The sequence below is a fragment of the Mycobacterium paraffinicum genome, assembly GCF_025822865.1.
GTDB classification, from domain to species: domain Bacteria; phylum Actinomycetota; class Actinomycetes; order Mycobacteriales; family Mycobacteriaceae; genus Mycobacterium; species Mycobacterium paraffinicum.
In genome coordinates this window covers 407,968-431,305 of sequence record NZ_JACKUR010000025.1, presented here as the reverse complement: position 1 = coordinate 431,305, position 23,338 = coordinate 407,968, and the positions used below count along the sequence as shown (strand labels likewise).

The 23,338-nt window shown below is 68.3% G+C and carries 21 protein-coding genes; 12 read left to right on the top strand and 9 right to left on the bottom strand.

Annotated features, from left to right (window positions below):
* Nucleotides 1-3: 3 nt before the first annotated feature.
* From H7J89_RS16570 to H7J89_RS16560, 3 genes are all read left to right on the top strand, one after another.
* The gene (locus H7J89_RS16570; protein WP_264044718.1) at nucleotides 4-906 is read left to right on the top strand and encodes an alpha/beta fold hydrolase; all 903 of its coding nucleotides are present in this window, start codon (nucleotides 4-6) and stop codon (nucleotides 904-906) included.
* A 4-nt stretch (nucleotides 907-910) separates the two neighbouring features.
* On the top strand, nucleotides 911-1,993 hold the full coding sequence (locus H7J89_RS16565) for a PDR/VanB family oxidoreductase (RefSeq protein WP_264044891.1): 1,083 nt from the start codon (nucleotides 911-913) through the stop codon (nucleotides 1,991-1,993).
* A gap of 191 nt (nucleotides 1,994-2,184) precedes the next feature.
* Nucleotides 2,185-3,474 carry an NRAMP family divalent metal transporter gene (locus H7J89_RS16560; protein WP_264044717.1) on the top strand — a complete coding sequence of 430 codons (1,290 nt, stop codon included), beginning with the start codon at nucleotides 2,185-2,187 and terminating at the stop codon, nucleotides 3,472-3,474.
* A 7-nt stretch (nucleotides 3,475-3,481) separates the two neighbouring features.
* On the opposite strand, the gene H7J89_RS16555 is transcribed toward H7J89_RS16560, so the two are convergent.
* Nucleotides 3,482-4,477 carry a cation diffusion facilitator family transporter gene (locus H7J89_RS16555; protein ID WP_264044716.1) on the bottom strand — a complete coding sequence of 332 codons (996 nt, stop codon included), beginning with the start codon at nucleotides 4,475-4,477 and terminating at the stop codon, nucleotides 3,482-3,484.
* Nucleotides 4,478-4,616: 139 nt separating this feature from the next.
* On the opposite strand from H7J89_RS16555, the gene H7J89_RS16550 reads away from it, so the two are divergent.
* Both H7J89_RS16550 and H7J89_RS16540 read left to right on the top strand, forming a co-directional pair.
* Nucleotides 4,617-4,838, top strand: a complete 222-nt coding sequence (locus H7J89_RS16550) for a hypothetical protein (RefSeq protein ID WP_264044715.1) — start codon at nucleotides 4,617-4,619, stop codon at nucleotides 4,836-4,838.
* A 1,262-nt stretch (nucleotides 4,839-6,100) separates the two neighbouring features.
* Nucleotides 6,101-6,913, top strand: a complete 813-nt coding sequence (locus H7J89_RS16540) for an alpha/beta hydrolase (RefSeq protein WP_264044712.1) — start codon at nucleotides 6,101-6,103, stop codon at nucleotides 6,911-6,913.
* A 5-nt stretch (nucleotides 6,914-6,918) separates the two neighbouring features.
* On the opposite strand, the gene H7J89_RS16535 is transcribed toward H7J89_RS16540, so the two are convergent.
* The 4 genes from H7J89_RS16535 to H7J89_RS16520 form a co-directional block, all read right to left on the bottom strand.
* Complete coding sequence (locus tag H7J89_RS16535; protein ID WP_264044710.1) at nucleotides 6,919-8,268, bottom strand: hypothetical protein; 1,350 nt, start codon at nucleotides 8,266-8,268, stop codon at nucleotides 6,919-6,921.
* A 104-nt stretch (nucleotides 8,269-8,372) separates the two neighbouring features.
* Nucleotides 8,373-9,602 carry a cytochrome P450 gene (locus tag H7J89_RS16530; RefSeq protein ID WP_264044709.1) on the bottom strand — a complete coding sequence of 410 codons (1,230 nt, stop codon included), beginning with the start codon at nucleotides 9,600-9,602 and terminating at the stop codon, nucleotides 8,373-8,375.
* Between the two features lie 150 nt (nucleotides 9,603-9,752).
* The gene (locus H7J89_RS16525) at nucleotides 9,753-10,946 is read right to left on the bottom strand and encodes an MFS transporter (protein WP_264044708.1); all 1,194 of its coding nucleotides are present in this window, start codon (nucleotides 10,944-10,946) and stop codon (nucleotides 9,753-9,755) included.
* Nucleotides 10,933-11,826, bottom strand: a complete 894-nt coding sequence (locus H7J89_RS16520; protein WP_264044707.1) for an NYN domain-containing protein — start codon at nucleotides 11,824-11,826, stop codon at nucleotides 10,933-10,935. The genes H7J89_RS16525 and H7J89_RS16520 overlap by 14 nt, the downstream gene beginning before the upstream one ends.
* Before the next feature lie 109 nt (nucleotides 11,827-11,935).
* On the opposite strand from H7J89_RS16520, the gene H7J89_RS16515 reads away from it, so the two are divergent.
* Together H7J89_RS16515 and H7J89_RS16510 are read left to right on the top strand one after the other, a co-directional pair.
* Nucleotides 11,936-12,808 (top strand): alpha/beta fold hydrolase, encoded by an 873-nt coding sequence (locus H7J89_RS16515; RefSeq protein WP_264044706.1) that lies wholly within the window; start codon nucleotides 11,936-11,938, stop codon nucleotides 12,806-12,808.
* 45 nt (nucleotides 12,809-12,853) lie between these two features.
* Complete coding sequence (locus H7J89_RS16510; protein WP_264044705.1) at nucleotides 12,854-14,224, top strand: cytochrome P450; 1,371 nt, start codon at nucleotides 12,854-12,856, stop codon at nucleotides 14,222-14,224.
* Between the two features lie 201 nt (nucleotides 14,225-14,425).
* Here the strand turns inward: H7J89_RS16510 and H7J89_RS16505 are convergent, their stop codons facing one another.
* The gene (locus tag H7J89_RS16505; RefSeq protein ID WP_264044704.1) at nucleotides 14,426-15,679 is read right to left on the bottom strand and encodes a cytochrome P450; all 1,254 of its coding nucleotides are present in this window, start codon (nucleotides 15,677-15,679) and stop codon (nucleotides 14,426-14,428) included.
* Between the two features lie 99 nt (nucleotides 15,680-15,778).
* On the opposite strand from H7J89_RS16505, the gene H7J89_RS16500 reads away from it, so the two are divergent.
* A complete protein-coding gene (locus H7J89_RS16500) occupies nucleotides 15,779-16,186 on the top strand; it encodes a hypothetical protein (protein ID WP_264044703.1) in 408 nt (135 codons plus the stop codon).
* A gap of 6 nt (nucleotides 16,187-16,192) precedes the next feature.
* On the opposite strand, the gene H7J89_RS16495 is transcribed toward H7J89_RS16500, so the two are convergent.
* Nucleotides 16,193-18,406 carry an FUSC family protein gene (locus H7J89_RS16495; RefSeq protein WP_264044889.1) on the bottom strand — a complete coding sequence of 738 codons (2,214 nt, stop codon included), beginning with the start codon at nucleotides 18,404-18,406 and terminating at the stop codon, nucleotides 16,193-16,195.
* 107 nt (nucleotides 18,407-18,513) lie between these two features.
* Here H7J89_RS16495 and galT point away from each other — a divergent pair, with 107 nt between their 5' ends.
* The 4 genes from galT (at nucleotide 18,514) to H7J89_RS16475 (ending at nucleotide 21,915) form a co-directional block, all read left to right on the top strand.
* Nucleotides 18,514-19,593, top strand: coding sequence for a galactose-1-phosphate uridylyltransferase (gene galT / locus H7J89_RS16490; protein ID WP_264044702.1), 1,080 nt, complete (start codon nucleotides 18,514-18,516; stop codon nucleotides 19,591-19,593).
* Nucleotides 19,590-20,681, top strand: coding sequence for a galactokinase (locus tag H7J89_RS16485; RefSeq protein ID WP_264044701.1), 1,092 nt, complete (start codon nucleotides 19,590-19,592; stop codon nucleotides 20,679-20,681). Before galT ends, H7J89_RS16485 begins: the two co-directional genes overlap by 4 nt.
* Nucleotides 20,678-20,809, top strand: a complete 132-nt coding sequence (locus H7J89_RS16480) for a hypothetical protein (RefSeq protein ID WP_264044700.1) — start codon at nucleotides 20,678-20,680, stop codon at nucleotides 20,807-20,809. The genes H7J89_RS16485 and H7J89_RS16480 overlap by 4 nt, the downstream gene beginning before the upstream one ends.
* A gap of 425 nt (nucleotides 20,810-21,234) precedes the next feature.
* A complete protein-coding gene (locus H7J89_RS16475) occupies nucleotides 21,235-21,915 on the top strand; it encodes a PAS and ANTAR domain-containing protein (protein WP_264044699.1) in 681 nt (226 codons plus the stop codon).
* A gap of 3 nt (nucleotides 21,916-21,918) precedes the next feature.
* Here H7J89_RS16475 and H7J89_RS16470 read toward each other — a convergent pair whose 3' ends face one another.
* A complete protein-coding gene (locus H7J89_RS16470) occupies nucleotides 21,919-22,404 on the bottom strand; it encodes a hypothetical protein (protein ID WP_264044698.1) in 486 nt (161 codons plus the stop codon).
* Nucleotides 22,405-22,494: 90 nt separating this feature from the next.
* A complete protein-coding gene (gene lpqN, locus H7J89_RS16465; RefSeq protein WP_264044697.1) occupies nucleotides 22,495-23,160 on the bottom strand; it encodes an envelope biogenesis lipoprotein LpqN in 666 nt (221 codons plus the stop codon).
* Between the last annotated feature and the right edge of the window lie 178 nt (nucleotides 23,161-23,338).

Sequence of the window (23,338 nt, the reverse complement as noted above, 5' to 3'; positions counted from 1 at the left end):
CGAATGACCCAGTGCAGCAACGTAATCGCTTCCGACGGCGTATCCCTTGCGGTCCACGCCCACTCGGAGATCGACCGTGGGCGCCCGACCATCCTGGCGATCCACGGCTACCCGGACAACCACCACGTGTGGGACGGGGTCGCCGAGGAGCTCGGCGGGCGCTTCAACTTCGTGGCTTTCGACGTGCGCGGCGTCGGTGCCTCGTCCAAGCCGGCGAGGCGCTCGGGATACCGCCTGCCCCAACTGGTTTCCGATATCGGCGCGGTGATCGACAGCCTCGCCGTGGACCAGGTGCACCTGCTCGCCCACGACTGGGGTTCCATCCAGGCCTGGTCGGCGGTCACCGACGACGCGGTGATGGGCAAGGTCGCCTCGTTCACGTCGATCTCCGGCCCGCACCTGAACTATGCGGGCAAGTTCCTGCGGTCCGCCCGCTCACCCCGCGGCGTGTTCGACGTCCTCAAGCAGGCGTTGGCCTCCACGTACATCTGGTTCTTCCTGTGTCCGGGGGTGCCGGAGTTGGCGATCTGGTCCCGGGCGAGCGTGGCGGTCTTCGCGGCGGTCGAAATGATCGGCCGACCGCGCCGGACCGGCCGGCGGCGCGCGGCGACCACCCGGTCGACCCGCGACTACGTCAACGGGCTCAACCTGTACCGCGCCAACATGCCCGGGCCGTTCGTGGCGCCGGGCAAGGAGCTGCCGCAGACCAAGGTTCCCGTGCAGGTGCTGGTGGCGCGCTGGGACTATTTCGTCTCGCCGCCCCTGCAGCGGTTCACCGGCTCGATACCGCCCAACGGCAGAGTCGTCGAAATCGAGGGCGGCCACTGGGTGGTTTCCTCCCATCCCGAGGTCATCGCCCGGCTCACCAGCGAGTGGGCCGATCAGAACGCCGTTCGGCAGACGTAGGATAATTGCTGTGGCACAGACGATTTGGGGCAGCAGGCCCGCCGACCTGTACGGTCGCCGCAAGCGCGATCGTCTCTATACGGCGTTGTGGGGTGTCGGCACCCTCTTCGGCGGGCTGGCATCGGCGTCGCGGTGGGACCCGTCGCGAATCGTGCCGGTGCCGCGTACCAATACCGCGGTGGTCACCAAGCGCGAACTCCTCACGCCCGACGTGGTCGCGTTGACGCTCGCCGATGCTCAAGGCGGCCTGCTGCCGTCCTGGACTCCCGGCGCGCACATCGATATCCGGCTGGCTTCGGGCCGCCGCCGCCAGTACTCACTGTGCGGTCCGCCCGGTCGGCGCACCGACTATCGCATCGCGGTGCGCCGGATCGCCGACGGCGGCGGTGGCTCGATCGAGATGCACGACGCCTTCGACGTGGGCGATACGGTCGAGTTCGAGGGCCCCCGCAACGCGTTCTATCTCGTCACCGACGAGCGCGAGGTGCTGTTCGTGATCGGCGGCATCGGCGTGACACCCATCCTGCCCATGATCCGGCTCGCCCAGCAGCACGGAATCGACTGGCGCGCGGTGTATGCCGGGCGCAGCCGGGAGTACATGCCGCTACTCGACGAGCTCGTGGCGATCGCGCCCGGCCGGGTAACCGTGTGGGCCGACGACGAGCGCGGCCGCATCGCCACCGCCGGCGAACTGCTGGCCGACGCCGGACCCACGACGGCCGTCTACGTGTGCGGCCCGGCCGCGATGCTCGAAGCGGTGCGTACGGAGCGCGACCGGCACGCGAACGCGCCACTGCACTACGAGCGCTTCGGCCCGCCGCCCGTCGTCGACGGTGTCCCGTTCGAGCTGGAACTCGCCCGCTCGCGGCGCGTGCTCAGCATCCCGGGGAACCGGTCGGCGCTCGACGTGATGCTCGACGGCGACCCGAGCACCGCGTACTCGTGCCAGCAAGGCTTCTGCGGTACCTGCAAGGTGAAAGTGCTTGCGGGGCAGGTTGATCGCCGCGGCCGCACCGTGGAGGGCGACGGCGAGATGCTGGTCTGCGTCTCCCGGGCCAAGGGCGAGCGCCTGGTGATCGACGCCTGACCCGACCGGGCGCACGCCCAATTGAGCAGGCCGGTCCCGGTGCATGCTCCCGTCACGTACTCTCGCCCTCGGAGAGGGCGGATCGCAGATTTGAGAATGCCCCTCTTCAGCGAAACCGCAGCGGTTAGGTGAGCCTTAGTTATCATCGGCAGTCGGGCCGTGACGCAGTCGTGTGAAGGAATGGGGCAAGGGTGACCGATACCACAGTGGCGGAAGAATTCGACGGTCCGCCGTCGGTGTCGCTGCGGGCCCGCGGCCGATGGCTGCGGTGGGGGCTGCTGGCGGTCTGGGGCCCCGGTCTGGTGGTGATGTTGGCGGACACCGACGCGGGGTCGTTGATCACCGCGTCGCAGTCCGGCGCCCAGTGGGGCTACCGGATGGTGCTGCCGCAGCTCATGTTGATGCCGATCCTCTACGTCGTGCAGGAGATGACGGTGCGGCTGGGCATCGTCACCAAGCGCGGTCATGGCGCGCTGATCCGGGAGCGGTTCGGCCGCGGCTGGGCGTGGCTGTCGGCCTTCACGCTGTTCGCCTCGGCGATCGGGGCGTTGCTGACGGAGTTCGCCGGCGTCGCCGGAGTGGGGGAGCTGTTCGGTGTTTCGCGGTGGGTCAGCATCCCGGTCGCAACCGCCGCGCTGCTGGCGTTGGCGTTCACCGGCAGCTACCGGCGCGTCGAGCGCATCGGTCTGATCGTCGGCGCGGCCGAGCTGGCGTTCCTGGTCGCCATGGTGCTGGCGCGGCCACGGCTGGACGCGCTGCTGGACGGATTGTCTTCGATGCCGCTGGGCAACTCGTCGTATCTGCTGCTGGTCGCGGCCAACGTCGGCGCCGTCATCATGCCGTGGATGGTCTTCTACCAGCAGGGCGCCGTGGTGGATAAGCGGTTGTCGGAGGCCACTATTCGGCAGGCCCGCTACGACACGGCCACCGGCGCGGTGCTGACTCAGCTGATCATGATCGCGGTGGTCGTCACGATGGCCTCGACGGTGGGGGAGCACGACGGCGGGGCCTCCCTGAACACCGTCGGCGAGATCGCCAATTCGCTCACCCCCTACCTGGGCCGCACCGGCGGGACGGTCCTCTTCGGCTTGGGAATGCTCGGCGCGGCGCTGGTCGCCGCGATCGTCGCCTCCCTCGCCGGGGCATGGGGGCTCGCGGAGGTCTTCGGGTGGCGGCACACGCTCAACGAGCGCCCCAACCGTGAGACCGCCAAGTTCTACATCACCTACGGGCTGGCCCACGTCGTCGGCGCCGTGCTCGTCCTGGCCAGCGTCGACCTGGTGAACCTCGCCGTGGACGTCGAAGTGATGAACGCGCTGCTGCTGCCGATCGTGCTGGGATTGCTGCTGGCGCTGGAGGCCAAGGCGCTGCCCGAGCAGTGGCGCATGCGCGGGCCGCACAAATACATCACCTGGGTTCTGTGCCTCGTTGTCATGGGCTTCGGGCTCTACATGGTCCCGCAGGCGCTGGGCCTGACGTGAGGACGTCCTATTCGTCGTGGTGTGCCGGGTAGGCGTGCACGAGTGCGCTGTTGAGCTTCGGCACCGCGTGAGTCAGCTCGTGTTCGGCGTCATGAGCGATGCGGTGGGCGTCCTCGAGGCTGGTGTCGGGATCGATGTCGAGTTCCGCGTCGGCATGCAGCTGGTGACCTATCCAGCGCATCCGGATGCTGCGCACGCTGCGGACGCCCGGCCGGGCGGCCAGGCACGCCTCGGCGGTGTCGACGAGGCTCGGGTCCACCGCATCCATGAGCCGGCGGAAGATGTCGCGCACGGCGCGGTACAGCACGGCCACGATCGCCACCGTGATGATCATGCCGACGACCGGGTCCGCAATCGGGTAGCCCAGAGCAACACCGATCGCTCCGAAAAGCACTGCCAGCGAGGTGAATCCGTCGGTCCTCGCGTGTAGGCCGTCGGCTACGAGGGCGGCCGAGCCGATCCGGCGGCCCACCCGGATCCGGTAACTCGCGACGCCCTCGTTACCGAGGAAGCCCACGATGCCGGCCACCGCAACCCAGGCGACGTGCTCGACGGCGACGGGATGGATGAGCCGCAGGACGGCCTCGTATCCGGCGATGACCGCCGACAGGGCGATCATGCCGATGACGAACAAGCCCGCGATGTCTTCGGCACGACCGTAGCCGTAGGTGTAGCGGCGGGTTGCCGCGCGACGGCCCAACGAGAACGCGATCCAGAGCGGGACCGCGGTCAGTGCGTCCGAAAAATTGTGAATGGTGTCGGCGGCCAGGGCGATCGACCCCGACACGACGGCGATGACCACCTGCATGGTGGCGGTCGCGGCCAGGCCGATCAGGCTGACCTTGACCGCCCGGATGCCGACGGCGCTGGATTCCAGGGCGGTGTCGACGCTGTCGGCGGCATCGTGGCTATGCGGGACGAAGAGGTGGGCCGCGATACCGCGAATTCCGTGGGGGTGGCCGTGATCAGGACCATGGTGGTGGTGGCCGCTCTCTGCGGTCATCGCCACGCTGCCCGCTTACCTGCATGCATACGCAGATAATAAGGCACTCGGCCGACCCACGCGACCGCGAGCTGGCTAGACCTTCCGTCCGGTCACGGCAAGGACGATGATCGTGACTGACGGCTAAGGAGGCTCAATCATGATGCTCAACAGATTCGCCGCCTGGACCGGGTGGCTGTCCACGCTGCTCGCGTTCGCCGCGCTGCCGATGGCCCTCTTCGCGGCCGGTACCGGCCACCTGGGTTGGGCGATGGTGGCGGCCGCCGCGCTGCTGTCCTGTGTCGCTGTCGGGGCCGGCGTGGTCGCGGCGGTCGTGCACTACGACCACCGACATCACCGAAGCACCCCCCACCTCTTCTAGCGGCTCGACGCGTCACCGCCCGAAAGGGTTCGGGCGCGAGCCATCTCTGTCCGCATTCGTTCCGCCGATGTCGGTCCGTTTAGGGCCTGGCCGGCGGCGAGTCGCCCCGATGGGTTTGCAGTCGAGAGAGGCCGTCGTGGAGTCCCCGGGCGATTTGACCGGGCACATCCGCACCCGGATCCGGCGGTGACTGGCAATGGCAGCTCAGGTTACCGAACACATTCGGCTCGGTGCTTGCCGGTGGCGCTGCCCCTACACCGGCTGCGAGGACAATTGCGATGCTGACGAAGAGTCTCGCAATCAGTTGGGAATGGGTCACTTACGGCCTGTCGCTGGGAGTCGGTGGTTCGCAGCAGCAAGGCCACGCGCCTCCATTCGGCGACCATACCCCCGTAGGGTACCGACGTCAACGTAACGTCGCTCAGGGGAGAAATCGGAAGCGGGTCAGTGGCTTACGATGTCGCCCCGGTTCCCGAGCGCGCCCAGGGNCCGCACCGCTCCCGCGGCGAGCACCGTCTGCCGCGCACCGCGAAGCTCCGCGGCGAGGTCGTGTTCGAGCGCCGGGACCTGCAACCCCCGACGGCTCAACCGTCGATCCAGCGCCGCGATGAACAAGCCCTCGCCCGTGCGGCGGCACCCGAGAACGGCCCGCTCGTTCATCACATCCCGCGTCAGGGCGGCCGCCGGGCAGGCCGCGACCACCTCCAGCGAGGCCCGCATGTCCAGGGTCGTGGTCACCCCGCACGACGGCGAGGCGCCGATCCCGACGACGCCGGCAACCGTGATCCCGGACCGCTGGTAGTCGACAACGTCGCGGACGACCTGACGCGCCAAGCGCCGATAGACGAGGCGGGTCCAGGCGACAAAGGCGCGCAGCAGTGGACCGCGCAGCCGATACAGCCATCCGCCCTTGGAGTGGTACAGGTGCAGGCTGTGCGGCTTGAGCACCCCGCCCCAGGCCAGCCGCTCCGGGCACGGCAGCTGGTGGATGCCGTAACCCGCGTGGATCAGCTCACCGACCACCTCAGACACCGCACCGCATCGCGTGGCGCCGCCGGCGTAACGCGTGTTCTCGTTCAGCAGACAGTGCGAGACGAGCACAACCCGCCGGCCGCGTTCGTCGTGTAGTTGGTCGAGCAGCAGCTGCGGTCGTCTGCCACGCATACCCAGAGCATCGACATCCGCCTTCCCGTCCAGTAGGGGCCAAGGTCACCGAAGGGTGGTCCTCTCGGTTCTGGTGGGGCGGCGCGCCGCGGGGCAGATTGAGACCACGTTGTACCGACTCAGAGTGGGACCGGGTGTCAGTGCTGCAGGAAGTGTTCTTCGAGTCCGGTGGGGTGCGGTGCGCGGCCGATCTCTACCGGCCCGCGAAAGTGAGCGACAGGCTCGCATGTGTGGTGATGGGGCACGGCGGCAGCGCCACCAAGCGCCTGGGTCTGCCCGCGTACGCGGAGAAGTTCACGGCGGCGGGCCTGGCGGTGTTGGCCTTCGACTACCGGCATTTCGGAGCCAGCGGTGGTGACCCGCGGCAAGTCATCAACGTCGCCGAACAACAGGATGACTACCGGGCGGCGGTGCGATACGCACGCGGCCGTGACGACATCGATCCGTGTCGAATTGCCGTATGGGGAACGTCCCTCAGCGGTGGCCACGTGCTGGCGGTCGCCGCCACGGATCCCGAAATAGCCGCCGTGGTGACGCAGGTCCCGCTGATTGACGGCTGGCACCGGGGCCGCGGGCTGCGCCAGCGTCTCAGTTGGGACGTGACGTGGCGGACGCTGCAATTCACCGTCGCAGCGGTGCGCGATGTGGTTGGCGCCAAGTGGGGTCGGGAGCCGTATCTGGTTCCGGTGGTTGCCGATCCCGGCCACGCCGCGGTGTTCACGGAGCCCGAGGCGAAGGCCGCGTTCGAGGCGCTGGGCGGCGAGGCCGTCGGCTGGCGCAATGCGCTGGCCCCCCGCATGCTGTTCGCGCTGCCGCGTTACCGCAAGGTGACCGCGGAGAAACTGCTCTTCGAGGCGATCAGCTCGGTGGAGGCGGAATTTCTCCGCCGCCACTTGACACGGGACAGCTGAAGAGATCAGGACCAGGGGCCCGGGAAGTGGCCTTCCTGGTCTTGCACCATCACGATGTCCTTGCAGTCCCCGTTCAAGGCCGCGGCATTCTCACCGCGGCATACCAGCGTCCAGCCCGATATTCGCGTGAAGGGCCGGACGGACCAAGTGGTCGCAATCGGATCGGTGGCGGGCAGGGCGAGCACGGCAAACGTATTGCCGGCGTTGGTGATGTACAAGTGGTCTTCGAAGAACGCCACCTTGGCGATCGACATCTTCTTCGCGTCGTCCCGCGTCTTCAGATAATCCCACTGCTGGCCGCGCAGGTTCCACACCCCGAAGCCGAACGCGGAGTTGTCCGAATCATGGCCATCGACAAACAATTTCCCGTCGGACAGCGTCGCGGATAACCCGCCACCGGGAATGCGGTCCGAGTCGCCGACCTTGATGACGGCTTTGGCGTTCAGGTCATAGAACATCGTCGACAGCACCGGGGGATTGTAAGAATCCCAGTGCGTGATCTGGACCAGTTTGTTTGGGCCATCCGTCAATTCGGCATCCACACTGCGGATGTCGTTGTCCTGATAGATCGCCTCCCCGCTGGGCCGGCGCAGCTCGGCGCCCGACGTCTTGGCGGGGTCGGTGTTGCGTTGAAACGCGAGCACGTCCTGCCAGGCACGCCCGGATTGTGGGTCGCTCCACGGCGTCGACAGGTCGGCGCCGGAGAGGAGCAGGGTCCGGGGCGGTGACGTGGCGCCGTGCCCGTCGGTGAGGGCGTTGGTCCACGCCACACCCGTCGCGGTCGAGGCGAGCCCCCAGTCCTTCGCCGCGGTGAATTTGAGGTCGGGGGTCGGCGGCTGCAGTTCTTTTGTCGCCAACGGTTGAGCCGCCTTGAAGTCGTAGGCGTACGCGGTCGCTGTGGTGACTGCGGGTTGTTGCGGTTGGGCGGGTTTGACGGTCGTGACGATGTAGACGACCCTCATGTCGTCCGCCGTGCCCGTCAGCGCGCAGATGGCGCCGGTGAGGTTCTCGCCGGCGGCGACCGCCGGAACGGCCGGCGCGATGTATTGACCGGTTTTCGGATCGAAGATTTTCGGTCGGATGTCCTCGAGCGCGGATTTGCTCGTCGAAAGTTTGTCAGGGCAACCGAAGTACGCCGTTCCGCCATAGCTTTTCCAATCCTTCTCCAGCGGACCCGTTATCGCGGCTGGCGACGGAGCTGCGCTGGTGGCGGTTTTCGACGAAGAAGTCGAGGTGGTCGGGGTGGCCGCGGGCGGCGACGCGGTTTCCGAACAGGACACGACGGCCAGGCAGGTGACCGACGCGACGAGGGCAAGCCCGTATTTGGGCACAGTTTGCCCCGTGAAAGCCCGCATCGGAAAACCCCCGTTAAGTTCGTGTAACCAACGAGCGTAAGGCGGGCGGCGAGTAACCGCGACTTGTGTCAGGCGGTCTTGGTCACACCCGGCCCGCCAACCGGCTACCGGTCGAACTCGATGGGCAGGCTCTTCGGCCCGCTGAGGCTCACCATCGGTTTCCACGGAACCGGTCCCGCGGTGCGCGGGTTGAGCAGGCGGCCCGCGATGACGTTGAGCGCCTCGGCGATCTCGCGGCGGGCCAGGTTGGCGCCCAGGCAGTAGTGCACGCCGCCGCCGAAGGTCAGGATGGGCGGCGCCCCCTCGCGCGTGATGTCGACCCGCTCGGGCTCGTCGTACACCGCCGGGTCGCGGTTGGCCGCGGCCGTGTTCACCAGGACCATCGTTCCGGCGGGAAAGAGGTAGCCGTCCAGCTCGGCGTCCTCGACCACCAGTCGAAGGGTCCCGCACGCGATCGGCGAGTGGCGCATGGTCTCTTCGACCGCGCGCATCGCCAGTTCCGGGCGCTCCTTGAGCAGGCCCCATTGCTCCGGGTGCTCGCACAGGACGTGCACCGAGGCGGCCACCTGATTCCGAGTGGTGTCCGTCCCCGCCAGCAGGAGGCCGCCCGCGAGCATCCGCAGCTCGGCGGTGTTCAGCCGGTCGCCGTCATCCTCGGCGCGAATCAGGTCGGAGAGCAGGTCATCGGTCAAGCTGTGCCGCCGCCGCGCGACCATGTCGTCGACGTACGCGTCGAGCTGGTGCCACGCGTTCATGACGACGGGCTCAACCGCGCGCAGGTCGACGCTGAAGCTGAAGGCCTTGAAGACGTCGTCCGCCCACAACGAGAACTGCTGCCAGTCCTCGCGCGGAGCGCCGAGCAATGCGCAGATGATCGGAACGGGGTAGGGGCGCGCAAGGTCGGTGACGACATCGCAGCGACCCGCGTCGATGACCCCGTCGACCAGCCCGTTCATCACCTCGACCATGGTGTCGTGCAGCCGCAGGGTCGCGCGGGGCGTGAAGGCCTTCGACGTCAGGCTGCGCAGCCGATGGTGTGCGTCGCCTTCCAGGCACAGCAGGCTGTTGATCACCTTGTCCCACAAGGGGCCCGACGTGACGCCCTGGACGAGCAGGTTGATCCCCGGCGGGATATGGAATCGGGCGTCGCGAAGAACGGAGCGGACGAGATGGTAGGAGAGGACTTCGGGCCCGTGCGGCCCGATGGCGACGGGTGCCTGCCGTTGCGCCGCCTGGAGGCGGGGATAGACGTCGGCCGGGGTTTCTTCGGCGCCATAGGCCAGGGTCGGCAGATCGGCATCGAAAACGCTTGTGGGAGCGGTACCGACGGTCATGACGGTCTCCTCGAGGTCGCACGAGCCGTCCGGCCGCGACAACTTTCAAACAATGTATGGCCGCACGGATTGCGTGTCAACGATCTCGCGGACTCTCGGCCCAGCGGGCCATACAAATTGGGAGGCGTGTGTGGCCGTGCGGTTCGAGACCTACCCCTGTCTCATGCCGCGGACCAGCTGGTCGCCGATCAGCGCGACCGCGAACACCCCGCCGGTGACTCCCGAAATGAGCAGCGGCAGTTGACCATTCGCGCCCCATAGGAAGCCCGCCCACAAACCAGCCGCCAGGACGGCCAGTCCGATGAGGCCCTGAAACACGCCCTGCGCGCTGGCCTGGTGCTCCGCGTCGACCAAGCCCGAGATCCAGGCCTTGCCCACGCCGTCGGTGCACCCGGTGAACAGCCCGTAGGCGCCGATCAGCAGCCACGCCGTCACGGTGTCGGTGGTCAGTCCCAGCCCGATGTAGCCGATCGCGAAGAACGCCAGGCCGAAGCCGAACAACGCCGGCCTGCCGACGCGGTCGGCAAGCGATCCGGCCGGGTAGCTGGCCAGGGCATACACCGCGTTGTAACCGACGTACGCCAGAATCACCCCCACCACCGAGAAACCAATCTCGTTGAGCCGCAACAAGAGCAGGGCATCGGGGAAATTCGCCACGCTGAACAGCACGAGGAGTGCGGTCACCCGCCAATACGGGCGCGGCAACGAGCGCACGCCGGCCCACATCGATTGCCGCTGCGCTCGCGGGACGCGATGGCTGCGCTCGCGCACCAGGAAGACGAGGGCCACGCTGAGGACGGCGGGCACGATGGCGACATACAGCAACGGCGCGATCCGGTGGTCGAGCAGCTCATAACCCACCAGCCCGAGCAGCGGACCGAAGACGGCGCCGAAGGTGTCCATCGCGCGGTGGAAGCCGAAAACCCGGCCGCGCAGCGCCTCGTCCACATCGTCGACCAGCAGCGCGTCCCGCGGCGCGCCGCGCACGCCCTTACCGAGCCGGTCGACGACGCGACCCGCAAGCACGCCCGGCCACGCCGCGGCCACCGCGATGATCACCTTGCCCAGCGCCGCCATCCCGTACCCGGTGGCGATCAACGGGCGCCGGGCGAACCTGTCGCCGAGCGGGCCCGAGGCGAGTTTCGTCAGCGAGGCGGCGCCCTCGGCCGCGCCCTCGACGGCTCCCACCACCGACGGCGGCGCACCCAGCACCGCCGTCAGGTAGATCGGCAACAGCGGATACAGCAGCTCGCTGGCCGTGTCCTGCAGAAACGAGACCCCGGAGAGCACCCGGACGTTGCGAGTGAGCCAGCGGGGCCCCACGTCGGGTTCACTCCGGGGCACGAAGCCGGACCATCCGTGTCGTCGACGTCTCGTCCAACTCCACGACATCGGACCGCGAACGCAGGAAATCGCTGAATGACCGGAATCCCAAAGACCTTTCGCTGAACGACGGGTCCATCCGCTTCATCTGTGCCTTCACCGCCGAATTGTGCAGCCAGTCGACGTCGTCCTTCTCCAGGCCGATTTGCAGCGCTCGCGTCAGCAGCGCGGTGGCGGCGGCCTGCGGATCGGGTGGCTCCGGCTCGTCGGGCTGCGCCGGCTTGGCGCGCCCGGCCCGTTGCTTGGACGGCTTCGCCTCCGCCTCGGCGCCCGCGGGCTGGGGTTCGAGCGCCGGCACCCCTGGCAGCGAGTCGTAGATGACGAACTCGTCGCAGGCCGCCGCCAGCGCCCGGCTCGATGCGCCGGCCACCCCGATGCCCACGACGTAGCGGCCGAGCCTCTTGCAGCGCTGGGCCAGCGGTATGTAGTCGGAGTCGCCGGCCACGACCACCACGTGGGTGAGGTCGGGGAGGCGGAACATGTCCTCGACGGCGTCGACGGCCAGCCGGATGTCGGCGCCGTTCTTGCCGTAGGCCGCGGCGGGGAACAACTGGACCAGGTCGACCGCGCGGGCCACCAGCTGCCCGCGGTACCCGGCGTTGATATCCGCCGACCAGTCCGCATAGGCGCGGGTGAGCACCAGGGTCCCGAACGACGACGCGAAGTCGAGAATCGCGCCGACGTCGACGGTGGCCCGGTCCAGCCGCTCGGAATACTGCTCGAGCCCCTTGGCTTTGTCGCGCTGGAACGAGCTGCGGCCGTTGACCTGGTCGTATCGGGAGATCACGACGTTGTCGAAGTCGAGGTAGACGGCCACGCGGGCCGCAACCGGTTCGGTCATGGACTAAATCATGGCTGAGGCGTCGGGCACTGTGGGGGCCGGAAGCGTTTTCCGTCACGATTCGCCCGATCTCGGCCGTAAGCGAGGCGAGAGCGGGTATCCCCGGGCAATGAACGAGTTGAAGTATCTGGAGCTGCACGGCGATCGCGTCGCCTACCGCGACGAGGGCGACGGCGAGGTGCTCCTACTCATCCACGGGATGGCCGGAAGCTCGGAGACGTGGCGATCGGTGATACCGACGCTGTCGAAGAAGTTCCGGGTCATCGCGCCGGACCTGCTCGGCCACGGCGAGTCGGCGAAACCCCGCACGGACTATTCGCTGGGCGCCTTCGCGGTGTGGCTTCGTGATCTGCTCGACGAACTCGGCGTCAGCCAGGCCACCCTGGTCGGTCAGTCGCTCGGCGGCGGGGTCGCGATGCAGTTCGTCTACCAGCACCCCGACTACGCCAAGCGGTTGATCCTGATCAGCAGCGGCGGCCTGGGCCCCGACGTCGGCTGGGTGCTGCGGCTGCTCTCGGCGCCCGGCGCGGAGCTGGTGCTGCCGATCATCGCGCCGAAGCCCGTCCTCGCCGTCGGCAATCGGCTCAGGTCGTGGTTGCGTGGCGCCGGCATCCACTCGCCGCGCGGGGCCGAGATGTGGAGCGCATACTCGTCGCTGTCCGACGCCGAGACCCGGCAGTCGTTCCTGCGCACGCTGCGATCGGTGGTCGATTACCGGGGCCAGGCGGTCAGCGCGCTCAGCAGGCTGCGGCTGCGCGACGACTTGCCCGTGATGGCGATCTGGGGCGAGCGTGACGCCATCATTCCCGTCGATCACGCCTACGCCGCGCACGAGGCCCGTACCGACGCCAGGCTCGAAATTCTGCCCGACGTCGGCCACTTTGCGCAGGTCGAGGCGCCGAACCAGGTGATCGAGCTGATCGAGGACTTCATCGCGACCGGCGACCACCGCGAAGCGGAGAGCTCACAGCTGCACTTGTGATCTAAGCATCGCTTCGGTGCGCAGGCCGGTCGTAAAATTGCGGCGATGCGCACCGCCCCGCCCACCGCGCTTCCACCGGGGCCCCGGCTGCCCCGGGCGGTACAGGCCGCGTTGATGCTGCACCGTGGATCGCAATTCGTTGCCGCCTGCCGCCGTCGTTATGGGAGCGTGTTCACGCTGCGTGTCGCGGGCATGGGCACGCTGGTGTATCTGGCCGACCCGGCGGACATCAAGACGGTGTTTGCCGGTGACCCGCACGTCTTCCATGCCGGCGAAGCAAATTCGATTCTGAGCGGGTTGCTCGGCGATACCTCCCTTCTCGTCATCGACGAGGACGTCCATCGGGATCGCCGCCGGGTGATGCTGCCGCCGTTCCATCGCGACGCCGTCGCACGTCAGGCGGGGGTGATGGCCGAGATCGCGGCGGCGAACATCGCCGGCTGGCCGGTGGGACAGAGCTTCGCGGCCGCGCCCAAGATGTCGGAGATCACTCTGGAGGTGATCCTGCGCACGGTCATCGGCGCCACGGACCCGGCTCGGCTCACTGCGCTGCGTGAAATCATGCCGCAGCTGCTCACCGTGGGTTCGTGGGCGACGCTGGCACTGGCGAAGCCGGAGCTGCAGCGTTACCTCCCATGGCGGGGATTGCGTCGGCGAATGGCCGAAGCCGACCGCCTGCTCTACGCCGAGATCGCCGAGCGCCGCGCCGACCCCGACCTGTCCGGGCGCACCGACGTGCTGGCGATGCTGGTCCGCGCCGACGACGGCGGGCACACGATGTCCGACCGCGAGCTGCGGGACCAGCTGATGACGTTGCTGGTGGCCGGGCACGACACCACCGCCAACGGGCTGTCCTGGGCGCTCGAGCGGTTGACCCGCCACCCGGCGATCTTGGCCAAGGCCGTGATGGCGGCCGAGGCCAATGCCGCGGGCGATTCGGCCGGCGACGCGTATCTCGACGCGCTGGTGAAGGAGACGTTGCGGATCCGGCCGGTGGTGTTCGACGTGGGGCGGGTGCTCACCCAACCGGCCGAAGTCGCCGGCTACCGGCTGCCGGCCGGGGTCATGGTGGCGCCGGGAATCGGGCTGGTGCACACCAGCGCCGCGGTGTACCCGGATCCGGACCGGTTCGATCCGGACCGCATGCTGGGCGCCACCCTGACCCCGACGACGTGGTTCCCCTTCGGCGGCGGCAACCGCCGCTGTCTGGGTGCCGGCTTCGCCATGGTCGAGATGCGCGTGGTGTTGCGCGAGATTCTGCGCCGGGCCGAGTTGCGCACAACCACCGCGGCCGGCGAACGGCAGAAGCTGAAATTCGTTGTCCTGATACCGCATCGCGGTGCGCGCCTTCGATTGAGGGCAATGAAAGACGTTCCGGCCGCAGCGCCGGCGACCACGCAGACGCCGGCGCGCTAGTTATATGCCGTAGTCCGGCAGCTCGAAGTCGTCGCGCACACTGCCCGCGAAAAGCTTTGCCAGGGGGCACCACTGCCAAGCGGCGTCTAGCCGCTCACGGCGGAACGTTCGCAATTCGCCGCCCATCAGCAACGCGGCGGCGGGAGCTGACGCACGCCGGCGATCAATTCCATTCGACGGGCGGTGAGCGTGACGCTTGGTCTAGTGGGCCACGGGGGTTCGCGCGCCCCGGTAATCGACCTGCCAGTGCTTGATGCCGTTGATGAACGACGACCGCAGTCGCTCGGGATTCGCCAGCGGAGTGAGGTCGGGCAGGTCATCGGCGAGCGCGTTGAACATCAGGTCGATCGTCATGCGCGCCAGGTTTGCGCCGATGCAGTAGTGCGCTCCGGTGCCGCCGAATCCGACGTGCGGGTTCGGGCTGCGCAAGACGTTGAAGGCGTAGGGGTCGTCGAAGACTTCTTCATCGAAGTTGGCCGACCGGTAGAACAGCACCACGCGCTGGCCCTTGCCGATCCGGACTCCACCGAGCTCGGTGTCCTGGCACGCGGTGCGCTGAAAGGCTGTGATCGGTGTGGCCCAACGGATTATCTCGTCGGCGGTGGTCTTGGGCCGCTGTGCCTTGAACAACTCCCACTGTTCCGGATAGTCGGTGAAGGCCATCATTCCCTGCGTGATGGAGTTGCGGGTGGTCTCGTTCCCGGCGATCGCCAGGGTGACCACGAACATGCCGAATTCCGCCTCGGACAGGTGCTGGCCTTCGGCGTCGGCCTGTATCAGCGTGGAGATAATGTCTTCACCGGGATCTTCGCGCTTGCGTGCGGCCAATTGCATTGCATACCACATCAATTCGCCGGCGGAGGTCAACGCGTCGTTTCCGGCGAACTCCGGATCGTCGCCACCGATCATGTTGTTGGTCCAGTCGAACAGCTTGTCGTAATCCTCCTGCGGAACCCCGAGTAGCCCGGAAATGGCCTGCAGCGGCAATTCGCAGGCAACCTGACGGACGAAGTCGCCCGACCCGGCCGCCGCGGCTTCGGTGACGATGCGCCGCGCCCGCTCCGATAATTCGGCCCGCAGCCGCTCGACCGCGCGGGGCGTGAAGGCCCGCGAGACGATCTTGCGCAACCGGCTGTGCTCGGGGTCGTCCATCATGATCATCGACGCCCGGCCCGCCTCAATCTGGCCGGCCGCCAAGTCGTCCCGGTAGCGCGGGACGATCGACTTGGTCGCGGACGAGAAGACGTCGCTGCGCAGCGAGACATCGCGGATGTCGCGGTGCGTGGTCACCACCCAGTAGCCGCCGTCGCCGAACCCGCCGGCGTCGGGCGCCTGCTCGTTCCACCAGATCGGCTCCGTCGCGCGCAGTTCGGCGAACTCCTGCACCGGCAGCCGGTGGGCATAGATATCGGGGTCGGTGAAATCGAAGCCCGGCGGGAGGTTCGGTGTGGCCATCGGACTTCTCCTAAAGACGTGCCTATTGGGATCGGTAGCAAACCCGACATGCCTTACTGCCAGCACCATAAAGCCGAGCCTTGAAGAAAAGAAGCCTTCATGAAAATCATTGCGATCGTGGCGGCCGGCCTCGCCGCCGGCGCGGTGGCGGCGGCCGGTTGCGCGCAGGCCGAGATCGCCGCGGCCCCGGTGCCGAGCCACTTCTACCCGTTGACACCGGGCGAGCAGCCCGATCCCGAAGCCGATGTCGAAGAGCTGCAGCGGCAGGTATCCGAACTGCACGACAACTGGGACAACCTCACCCCGCCGCAACGACAGCAACGGCTGACGCAGCTGCAGCAGCAGGCCACGGCGGTGTCCAACGAGGTGGGAAACCTCCCGCCGGCGCAGCGGCCCGGGGTGCAAATGCGGCTGTTGCAAACCATGTTCGCGTTGTTCGACCTGGTGCGAAAGGCCCAAGGACCCAATCAGCCCTGCTACTTTCCCGCGTGCCTGCCCGGCCTCTGATCTCCCTCAGCCCCGAACCGGGCTGGGCGCCTTGGCCGTTTCGCGCCCGCCCAGGTTGGTCGCCGCGGTCACGACGGCTCGCTCGATCTGACGCAACGCGTGCACCGCGGTGAGGAATCGCCGGGTGTCTGGCCCCGGTTGGCCCGATGATCCCGCCTCGCCGTCTCGCTGCCGGGCCAGAGTTTCGGCGGCGTCGAGGTCGTCGGCGGCCGAGACGATGGTCGGCGCGCGGCCGCTGCCGATCGCGGCGGCCAGCGCGTCGATGTTGCGCCGCGTCTGGGCCGCGGCGGCCGAGAAGGTGTCGGCAAGGGGCTGCGACCCCACCGGGTCCTGGTACTGCTCGCTGCTGCGCGCCAGGCTACGGCCGTACCGGTCGCAGGCCGCGAAGATGCGCAGCGCCCGGCGAATGCTGCGCCGGCCCGCGAGGCCGGCGACCCCGGCCAGCAGCGGCTTGGCGGTGACCCGGAACTGCTGCAGGTCGCGGTCGAGCTGGCGTGCCTGTTCCGACGGGCTGACGCTCTCGTCCTCACCGAACATGGTCGCGGCGGACACCTCGATCAGGGCCGACAGGCTGGCCAGAAACGTGCGGGTGTCGTCGCGGATCGCGGCCCTGGTATGCGTGGGCAGCACGACGATGGCCACGGTCGCTCCGATGACCGCACCGAGCGCGGTCTCTTCGATCCGCAACATCAGTACGCCGAACGAGAATTGGCCGAGCAAGCCGTACAGCAACGCCAGCATCGTCGTGATCCAGAAGGTCATCAAGCTGTAGGTGACCGTCATGAAATAGAAGGCGCAGAACAGACACACGAATATGCCGGCGAGCGCGGCCGTCCGGTCGCCGGCCAGCAACGTGGCCACCAGCACACCGCAGGGCACGCCGAGCAAGGTGCCGAGCAGCCGTTGCCAGCCTTTGGTCAAGGTTTCGCCCCACGAGTTGGTGCCGGCGAAGATGACGAACGCGGCGATCACCGCCCAATACCAGCGGGCCGGCGACACCAGTTCGCCGGCGACGATCGCCAGCGACGCGGCGACGGCGACCTGGATGGCCTGCCGGGTGGTCGGTCGTAGGCCCGCCGGCTGCGCTTGTTCGGCGGCTTCGTCCGGGGGCGCGTCGCCGGCGGCCGGCGGTCGCTCGCTATCCCTGGTTTCCACGCCGCCCGCACCCCCGGTGGCCGCGCGGTCGACGATGGCCCGGACGTCGGAAGTCGCTGTCGCGGCGTTGATTACCGCGAGGGCGAGGCGGCGCACGGCGGCGCTGCCCGGGTCGTCGTCGGCGGGGCCGCACTGCTCGTCCAGCAGCCGCTGCGCTTGGGCAGCGGCCTGTCGAAGGCCGCCGGGTTCGGGGAGGCGGATGGCGCGCGCCAGCCGCGAGAGCGCGTCGACGAGCTCGGCCCGCGTTTGGCTCGGTATGGCGTCCGGGTTCTCCGCGGTCAGCGCCGCGGCCCGGCGCCCGGCCGTGGCCACCCATTCGACGGCCAGCTCGGCGTCCAGCAGCCACGGCGCCAACTGCTCGGCGGTGACACCCGGCCACAGCATGGCGGGGTCGGCCTTGTCCTCGATCTGGCTCTGCACCATCAGGGCGGTCTCGTTGAGCCGGAGGGTGCGCGCACGCATGCGACGCCGGCGCCGTTCGTCGAGGCGGCCGGTACGCACGGCTTCGGCCGTGGTGCCGACGACGATCGCCATCCGGGCCCGCAACGCCCGGACGGTCGCCCGCAGCACGCGCTCCGGCCGGTCGGGCATGACGTAGGTGGTCATCACGAATGTGCAGACCGTGCCCACCGCGACAGCCCCGATCATCCACGGCAGCTCCGAGATGCGCGCTCGCAGATACAAGGTGAAGAAGTAGGACATGAACGAGACCATGCCCAGCGCCCGGCCGCGCGCCCCGAAGCGGCGAACGTACGCGGCGGCGAACACCACCATCACGAACACCGCGTCGCTGACCACCTGGTGAGAAGCGAGCACCGCGGCGGCCGTGATGGAGACGGCGGCGGGCAGCGGCAGCAGCGCCATGGTGATCCGCTGCTGGTGCGGGTCCGGCTCGTTGACGGAGCGCGACGCGACCATCGTGATGACGACGCCCAACAAGGCGACGGTCAGGGGCTGTCCTGTCGCCCGGGTCAGGACGTACAGGGCCAGCAGCGAACAGCCGAGCGCGGCCGTCGTCCGCGCCGCCATCCGCAGCCGGAGCAGACCGGGGTCGGAGCCGATCACCCAGTTGCCGGCTTGTTCGTAGAAAACGCTGATCGCCGCGCCCCCCTTCTCGCCTGTTGAACGCATCATGGTTACCCGAACTTCGGCACAAGCTAGTCTTCGACATCGTGACAGCGCCGACGCGGGCGAAGCTGGCCGACGGCCGTGACCTGCTGTTCTTCGCGCTGCCCGGGCACCGTCCGGCGCCGGTCGAAGACCGTAGGCCGCTGCCGGCGCGCGACGGGCAGCAGACCGAGTTGCGGTTCGACCAGACGACGGGGCAGTGGGTGATCGTCGCCGCGCTACGCCAAAACCGCACCTACAAGCCGCCCCCCGACGAGTGCCCGCTGTGCCCCGGTCCGACCGGGCTGACCAGCGAGGTGCCCGCCCCGGACTACGACGTCGTCGTCTTCGAAAACCGGTTTCCCAGCCTGTCCGGCACCGGACCGGCGCTCGTGCCCGCCGGTGACGGCTTCGTGTCCGCCCCGGGGCACGGCCGCTGCGAGGTGATCTGCTTTTCCAGCGACCACACCGGCTCGTTCGCGGGGCTGGCACCGGCGCACGCCCGGCTGGTCGTCGACGCGTGGCGGCACCGCACCGGCGGCCTGATGGCCACGCCGGGCATCGAGCAGGTGTTCTGCTTCGAGAACCGCGGCGAGGAGATCGGGGTGACGTTGACGCACCCGCACGGTCAAATCTACGGCTATCCCTATCTCACGCCGCGAACCGCCGCCATGCTGGGCCAGGCGCGCAGGCATCGAATGCACCACGGCACCAATCTTTTTGCCGACCTGCTGGCCGGCGAGGTCGCAGACGGCAGCCGAATCATCGCGCGCGACGACCTGTTCACCGCGTTCGTGCCGTTCGCCGCGCGCTGGCCGGTCGAGGTGCACATCTACCCGAACAGGTTCGTGCGCAACATCATCGAGCTCGGCGAGGACGAGCTGGACGGGTTCGCGCGGATCTACCTCGATGTGCTGAGGCGATTCGACCGGATGTACTCCTCGCCGCTGCCCTACATTTCGGCTTTGCACCAATACGCCGATACCGTCGCGCAGGCCGACGGCTACTTCCACGTCGAGTTGATGTCGGTCCGGCGCAGCGCCACCACGCTCAAGTACCTGGCGGGCTCCGAGTCGGCCATGGAAGCGTTCATCAGCGATGTGACGCCCGAGAGCGTGGCCCAGCGCCTCCGGGAGCTCGCGTGACCGTCCGGTACTCCGCGCCCGGGCGGATCAACCTGATCGGGGAGCACACCGACTACAACCTGGGGTTCGCGCTGCCGATCGCGTTGCCGCAACGCACGGTGGTGACGTTCACGCCCGACCGCGGCGAGGCGATCACCGCGGCCAGCGACCGCGCGGACGGGTCGGTGCGCATCCCGCTGGACACCGCTCCAGGCGGCGTGACCGGCTGGGCCGCCTACGTCGCCGGCGTGATGTGGGCGCTGCGTCAGGCCGGCCACCCGCTGCCCGGCGGCGCGATGCGGATCACCAGCGACGTGGCGATGGGGTCGGGGTTGTCGTCGTCGGCGGCGCTGGAGTGCGCGGCGCTGGGCGCCATCGCGGCGGCCGCCGGGGTGCGCATCGACCCGAAGGAGCAGGCGCGGCTCGCCCAGCGCGCCGAGAACGAGTACGTCGGCGCCCCAACGGGTTTGCTCGACCAGCTGGCCTCGCTGTACGGCCGGCCGGCGACCGCGCTGCTGATCGATTTCCGCGACGTCACGGTCACGCCGGTGGCCTTCGACCCGGACGCCGACGGTGTCACGCTGCTGGTGATCGACTCCCGCGCCCCCCACAGCAACGCCGACGGTGACTATGCCGCGCGCCGCGCGTCGTGTGAGCGGGCGGCCGCGGATCTCGGGGTGTCGTCGCTGCGGGAGGTCCAGGACCGTGGTCCCTCGCTGGCCGCCGCGGTGCGCGATCCGGTCGACGCCCGCAGGGCCCGCCACGTGCTGAGCGAGAACCAGCGGGTGCTCGATTGTGTTGCGGCGCTCAATGTTTCGGACTTCGCCGAGGCGGGAAGAATCTTCAGCGCCTCGCACGCGTCGATGCGTGACGATTTCGAGATCACCACCGAACACATCGACCTGATCGCGGACACCGCGGTGCGGGCGGGCGCCCTGGGCGCGCGGATGACCGGCGGGGGGTTCGGCGGCTGTGTGATCGCGCTGGTGCCGACCGACCGCACCGGCGCGATCGATGAGGCGGTGCGACGCGCGGTGGGCCACGCCGGTTTCGAGCAACCGGTCATCGCCCGAACCCGGGCCGCCGCCGGCGCGGGGCCGGGTGGGTGACCGAGCCGACCGGCGATGTCGAAGTTCGGGCGTACGCAGAGCTCAACGATTTCCTCCCGCCGGGTCGCACTGCGCGAAGTTGGTCGTTGGTCCTGCTCGTCGAACGGCTGCGCGACCAGCTGGGTTGACCGTTCGGGGGCCGCACAATTCCGTGGTCCTAGCGGTGACACGCCCCCCAGAGCTGTAACGTAACGGATATGCCAGCGATGACGTGCGCGGTGTGCGGGACGGGCTTCTCGGCACGGTCCGACGCGGTTTACTGCTCGCCGGCCTGTCGGCAAAAGGCTCATCGCGCCCGAGCGGCGCGGCGGACGGACGTCCTGCGGGAGGCTCTTCGGCGAAGCTCGGGAGCCGGCCGGACTGCGCACTGGGACGCCGCCGGATCGCTGCAGCGTTCCGTCGCGAGTTCCGTGGAACGCGCGCGCGAACAGCTCGACCGATCGCGCGAACTGTGTCGCGTGTCCGAGCTTCGGCTGCTGGAAAGCGGCGTTATCTGTCACGAGTCGCTCAAGAAGCGGGCGGCGAGGTCGGCATCAGACCCGGAGCGTGCATCATGGCGTGGGAATTAGACGGCCAGACGGCGGCGGTAGAGCAGGCCTTGGCCGGCGGTACGCCGCAGCGCGCCGGTTGGTTTCGCTTCTACTTCGAAGACCAGCGCTGGGAATGGTCGGAGCAAGTGCAGCGGATGCACGGCTACGAACCCGGAACGGTGACCCCGACCACCGAGCTGGTGATCTCCCACAAGCATCCCGAGGATCGCAACCAGGTGGCCGCGACCATCAACGAGATGGTCGAACGCCGGCGGCCGTTCAGCACCAGGCACCGCATTGTCGACACCCGCGGCAACACCCATGAGGTGGTCGTGGTGGGCGATCAGTTCTGCGACAGCGGCGGCGACGTCATCGGCACCCATGGCTTCTACGTCGACGTCACACCGACATCGAACCGCGAACGCGAGGAGAACATCAGCGCGGAGGTGGCCGAGATCGCCGAGCGGCGCGGCGCCATCGACCGGACCAAGGGAATGCTGATGCTGGTCTACGGCGTCGACGAGCTGGCGGCTTTCAACCTGCTCAAATCGTTGTCCCAGGTGCGCAACATGAAGCTGGGCGTGCTCGCCGAACAAATCGCGAAAGACTTCTCCGAATTGGGCAAGGAGCTGATCGCGGCACGCTCACGGTTCGACCAACGCCTGCTCACCGCGCATCTGCGTGCGGCCGGCTCCGGCGAGTAGCGGCTATTCAGCCGGAGTCAGGCGCACCGCTCCCAGGTGCATGCGGTCGACCGCCTCCGCGAACTCCTCGCGCGTCGGTATGCGTTGATCGCGAAACTTCAGCCCGATCATCCGCTGGGCGCGCCGAACGCCGTAGGACTCGGCGCAGCGCAGGAAGAGGTCGGAGACGACGGCGCGGTCGCGGAGGAGCTCCCCGCGCATCGGCGTCTGCTTGCCGTCGTAGACGACTTGCGCGGGCGCACCGCCGCGGAAATTCTGTTTCCACGGGGCGCCGGTCAGCGCGTACAGCTGATTGTCAATCATGTGGGCGCTCACCGGAAGTGAGAACGGCCGGCCCGTTTTTCGCCCGGTGAAATTCAGCACCATGAGCTGCTTGCGGGCGGAGCCGGCGAGCGGGGTGCGCAGCAAGAACCCCAGCATCGGGTTGACGATGCGCAGCAGCGCCGACGGAGGGTGCCCGGCGTCTATCGCATAGGACTGCTCTGGCATGCGATTACCGTAAGGCCAATGGGGCTGCGTGGCCTAGCGATGAGGTGATGGCGCCGCGGCGGGGTCCCCGCGGCGCCATAGCGTGCCTCGTCAGGGGGTGATGGTGGTCTGGTCGTCGATGATGTTGGTGGCGTCCATCAACGGACCCTGATCGGCTTGCGGGCCCTCCGCGTTGAGCTGAAGCACGAAGACCGCGCCTTGGCTCGGGATCACCACCGTCTTCTGCGCGATGGCGCGGGTGCCGCCGTCCTTCTGATACGTGCCGCCGATCTGCCACGCCTGGAAGCCGCCGAGCGTGGACGCTTTGCCGTCACCGCTGCCCTCGTATCCGGGCAGGTTCTGCACCTCGCCCGGTGCGTACTGGATGATCTTCGCCGGGTCCACGTCACCGGTGAACTTGGAGAACAGCGCCGAGACGGTGGGCGGATCGGCGGGGTTGCTGGGCTGGGTCATAACGATGCCGCCATACGACGTGCCGGAGTTCTGGTTAAGCTGCCAACCGGCGGGCACCGGAAGGTCGACGTTGGGGCCGGGATCGCCGTGGTGAACGGGTGTCTCGGTGATGTGGTTGTCCTTCACGTAGTCCGCGATGGTGTATTTCGCTTTCGCGGCCGGGGCGGAGCTGGTTGCTGCCGACGTCGTGGACGTCGAGGTGGATGTGGACGTCGAGGTCGACGATTGACTTCCGGATTTGTGGTCGTTGCCGCAACCCGCGAGCGCCAAACTCAGCGCTACGGAAATGGTTGCTAGCGTCAATGTTTCATAATCCAATCTCCCGAAAATTGGGGCCGGTACCAGCGCCGCCCACGCCGAAATGACAGTAGCCGAAATGGCCTGCAACTTCGCCGGTATCTTTTGCATTTTTTGGCGGTGGCGCGACCGGCCCGTAAATCGTTATCCAATTCGTCTGGAAAACACTCACCCGGAACCGCGT

What these genes read in the sequence shown, in the direction of transcription:
- H7J89_RS16520 (WP_264044707.1), bottom strand. Translation starts at nt 11,826, where the DNA reads ATGACCGAACCGGTTGCGGCCCGCGTGGCCGTCTACCTCGACTTCGAC.
- H7J89_RS16530 (WP_264044709.1), bottom strand. Translation starts at nt 9,602, where the DNA reads ATGACCGTCGGTACCGCTCCCACAAGCGTTTTCGATGCCGATCTGCCG.
- H7J89_RS16505 (WP_264044704.1), bottom strand. Translation starts at nt 15,679, where the DNA reads ATGGCCACACCGAACCTCCCGCCGGGCTTCGATTTCACCGACCCCGAT.
- H7J89_RS16510 (WP_264044705.1), top strand. Translation starts at nt 12,854, where the DNA reads ATGCGCACCGCCCCGCCCACCGCGCTTCCACCGGGGCCCCGGCTGCCC.
- H7J89_RS16555 (WP_264044716.1), bottom strand. Translation starts at nt 4,477, where the DNA reads ATGACCGCAGAGAGCGGCCACCACCACCATGGTCCTGATCACGGCCAC.
- H7J89_RS16475 (WP_264044699.1), top strand. Translation starts at nt 21,235, where the DNA reads ATGGCGTGGGAATTAGACGGCCAGACGGCGGCGGTAGAGCAGGCCTTG.
- H7J89_RS16535 (WP_264044710.1), bottom strand. Translation starts at nt 8,268, where the DNA reads ATGCGGGCTTTCACGGGGCAAACTGTGCCCAAATACGGGCTTGCCCTC.
- H7J89_RS16570 (WP_264044718.1), top strand. Translation starts at nt 4, where the DNA reads ATGACCCAGTGCAGCAACGTAATCGCTTCCGACGGCGTATCCCTTGCG.
- H7J89_RS16550 (WP_264044715.1), top strand. Translation starts at nt 4,617, where the DNA reads ATGATGCTCAACAGATTCGCCGCCTGGACCGGGTGGCTGTCCACGCTG.
- H7J89_RS16470 (WP_264044698.1), bottom strand. Translation starts at nt 22,404, where the DNA reads ATGCCAGAGCAGTCCTATGCGATAGACGCCGGGCACCCTCCGTCGGCG.
- H7J89_RS16515 (WP_264044706.1), top strand. Translation starts at nt 11,936, where the DNA reads ATGAACGAGTTGAAGTATCTGGAGCTGCACGGCGATCGCGTCGCCTAC.
- H7J89_RS16500 (WP_264044703.1), top strand. Translation starts at nt 15,779, where the DNA reads ATGAAAATCATTGCGATCGTGGCGGCCGGCCTCGCCGCCGGCGCGGTG.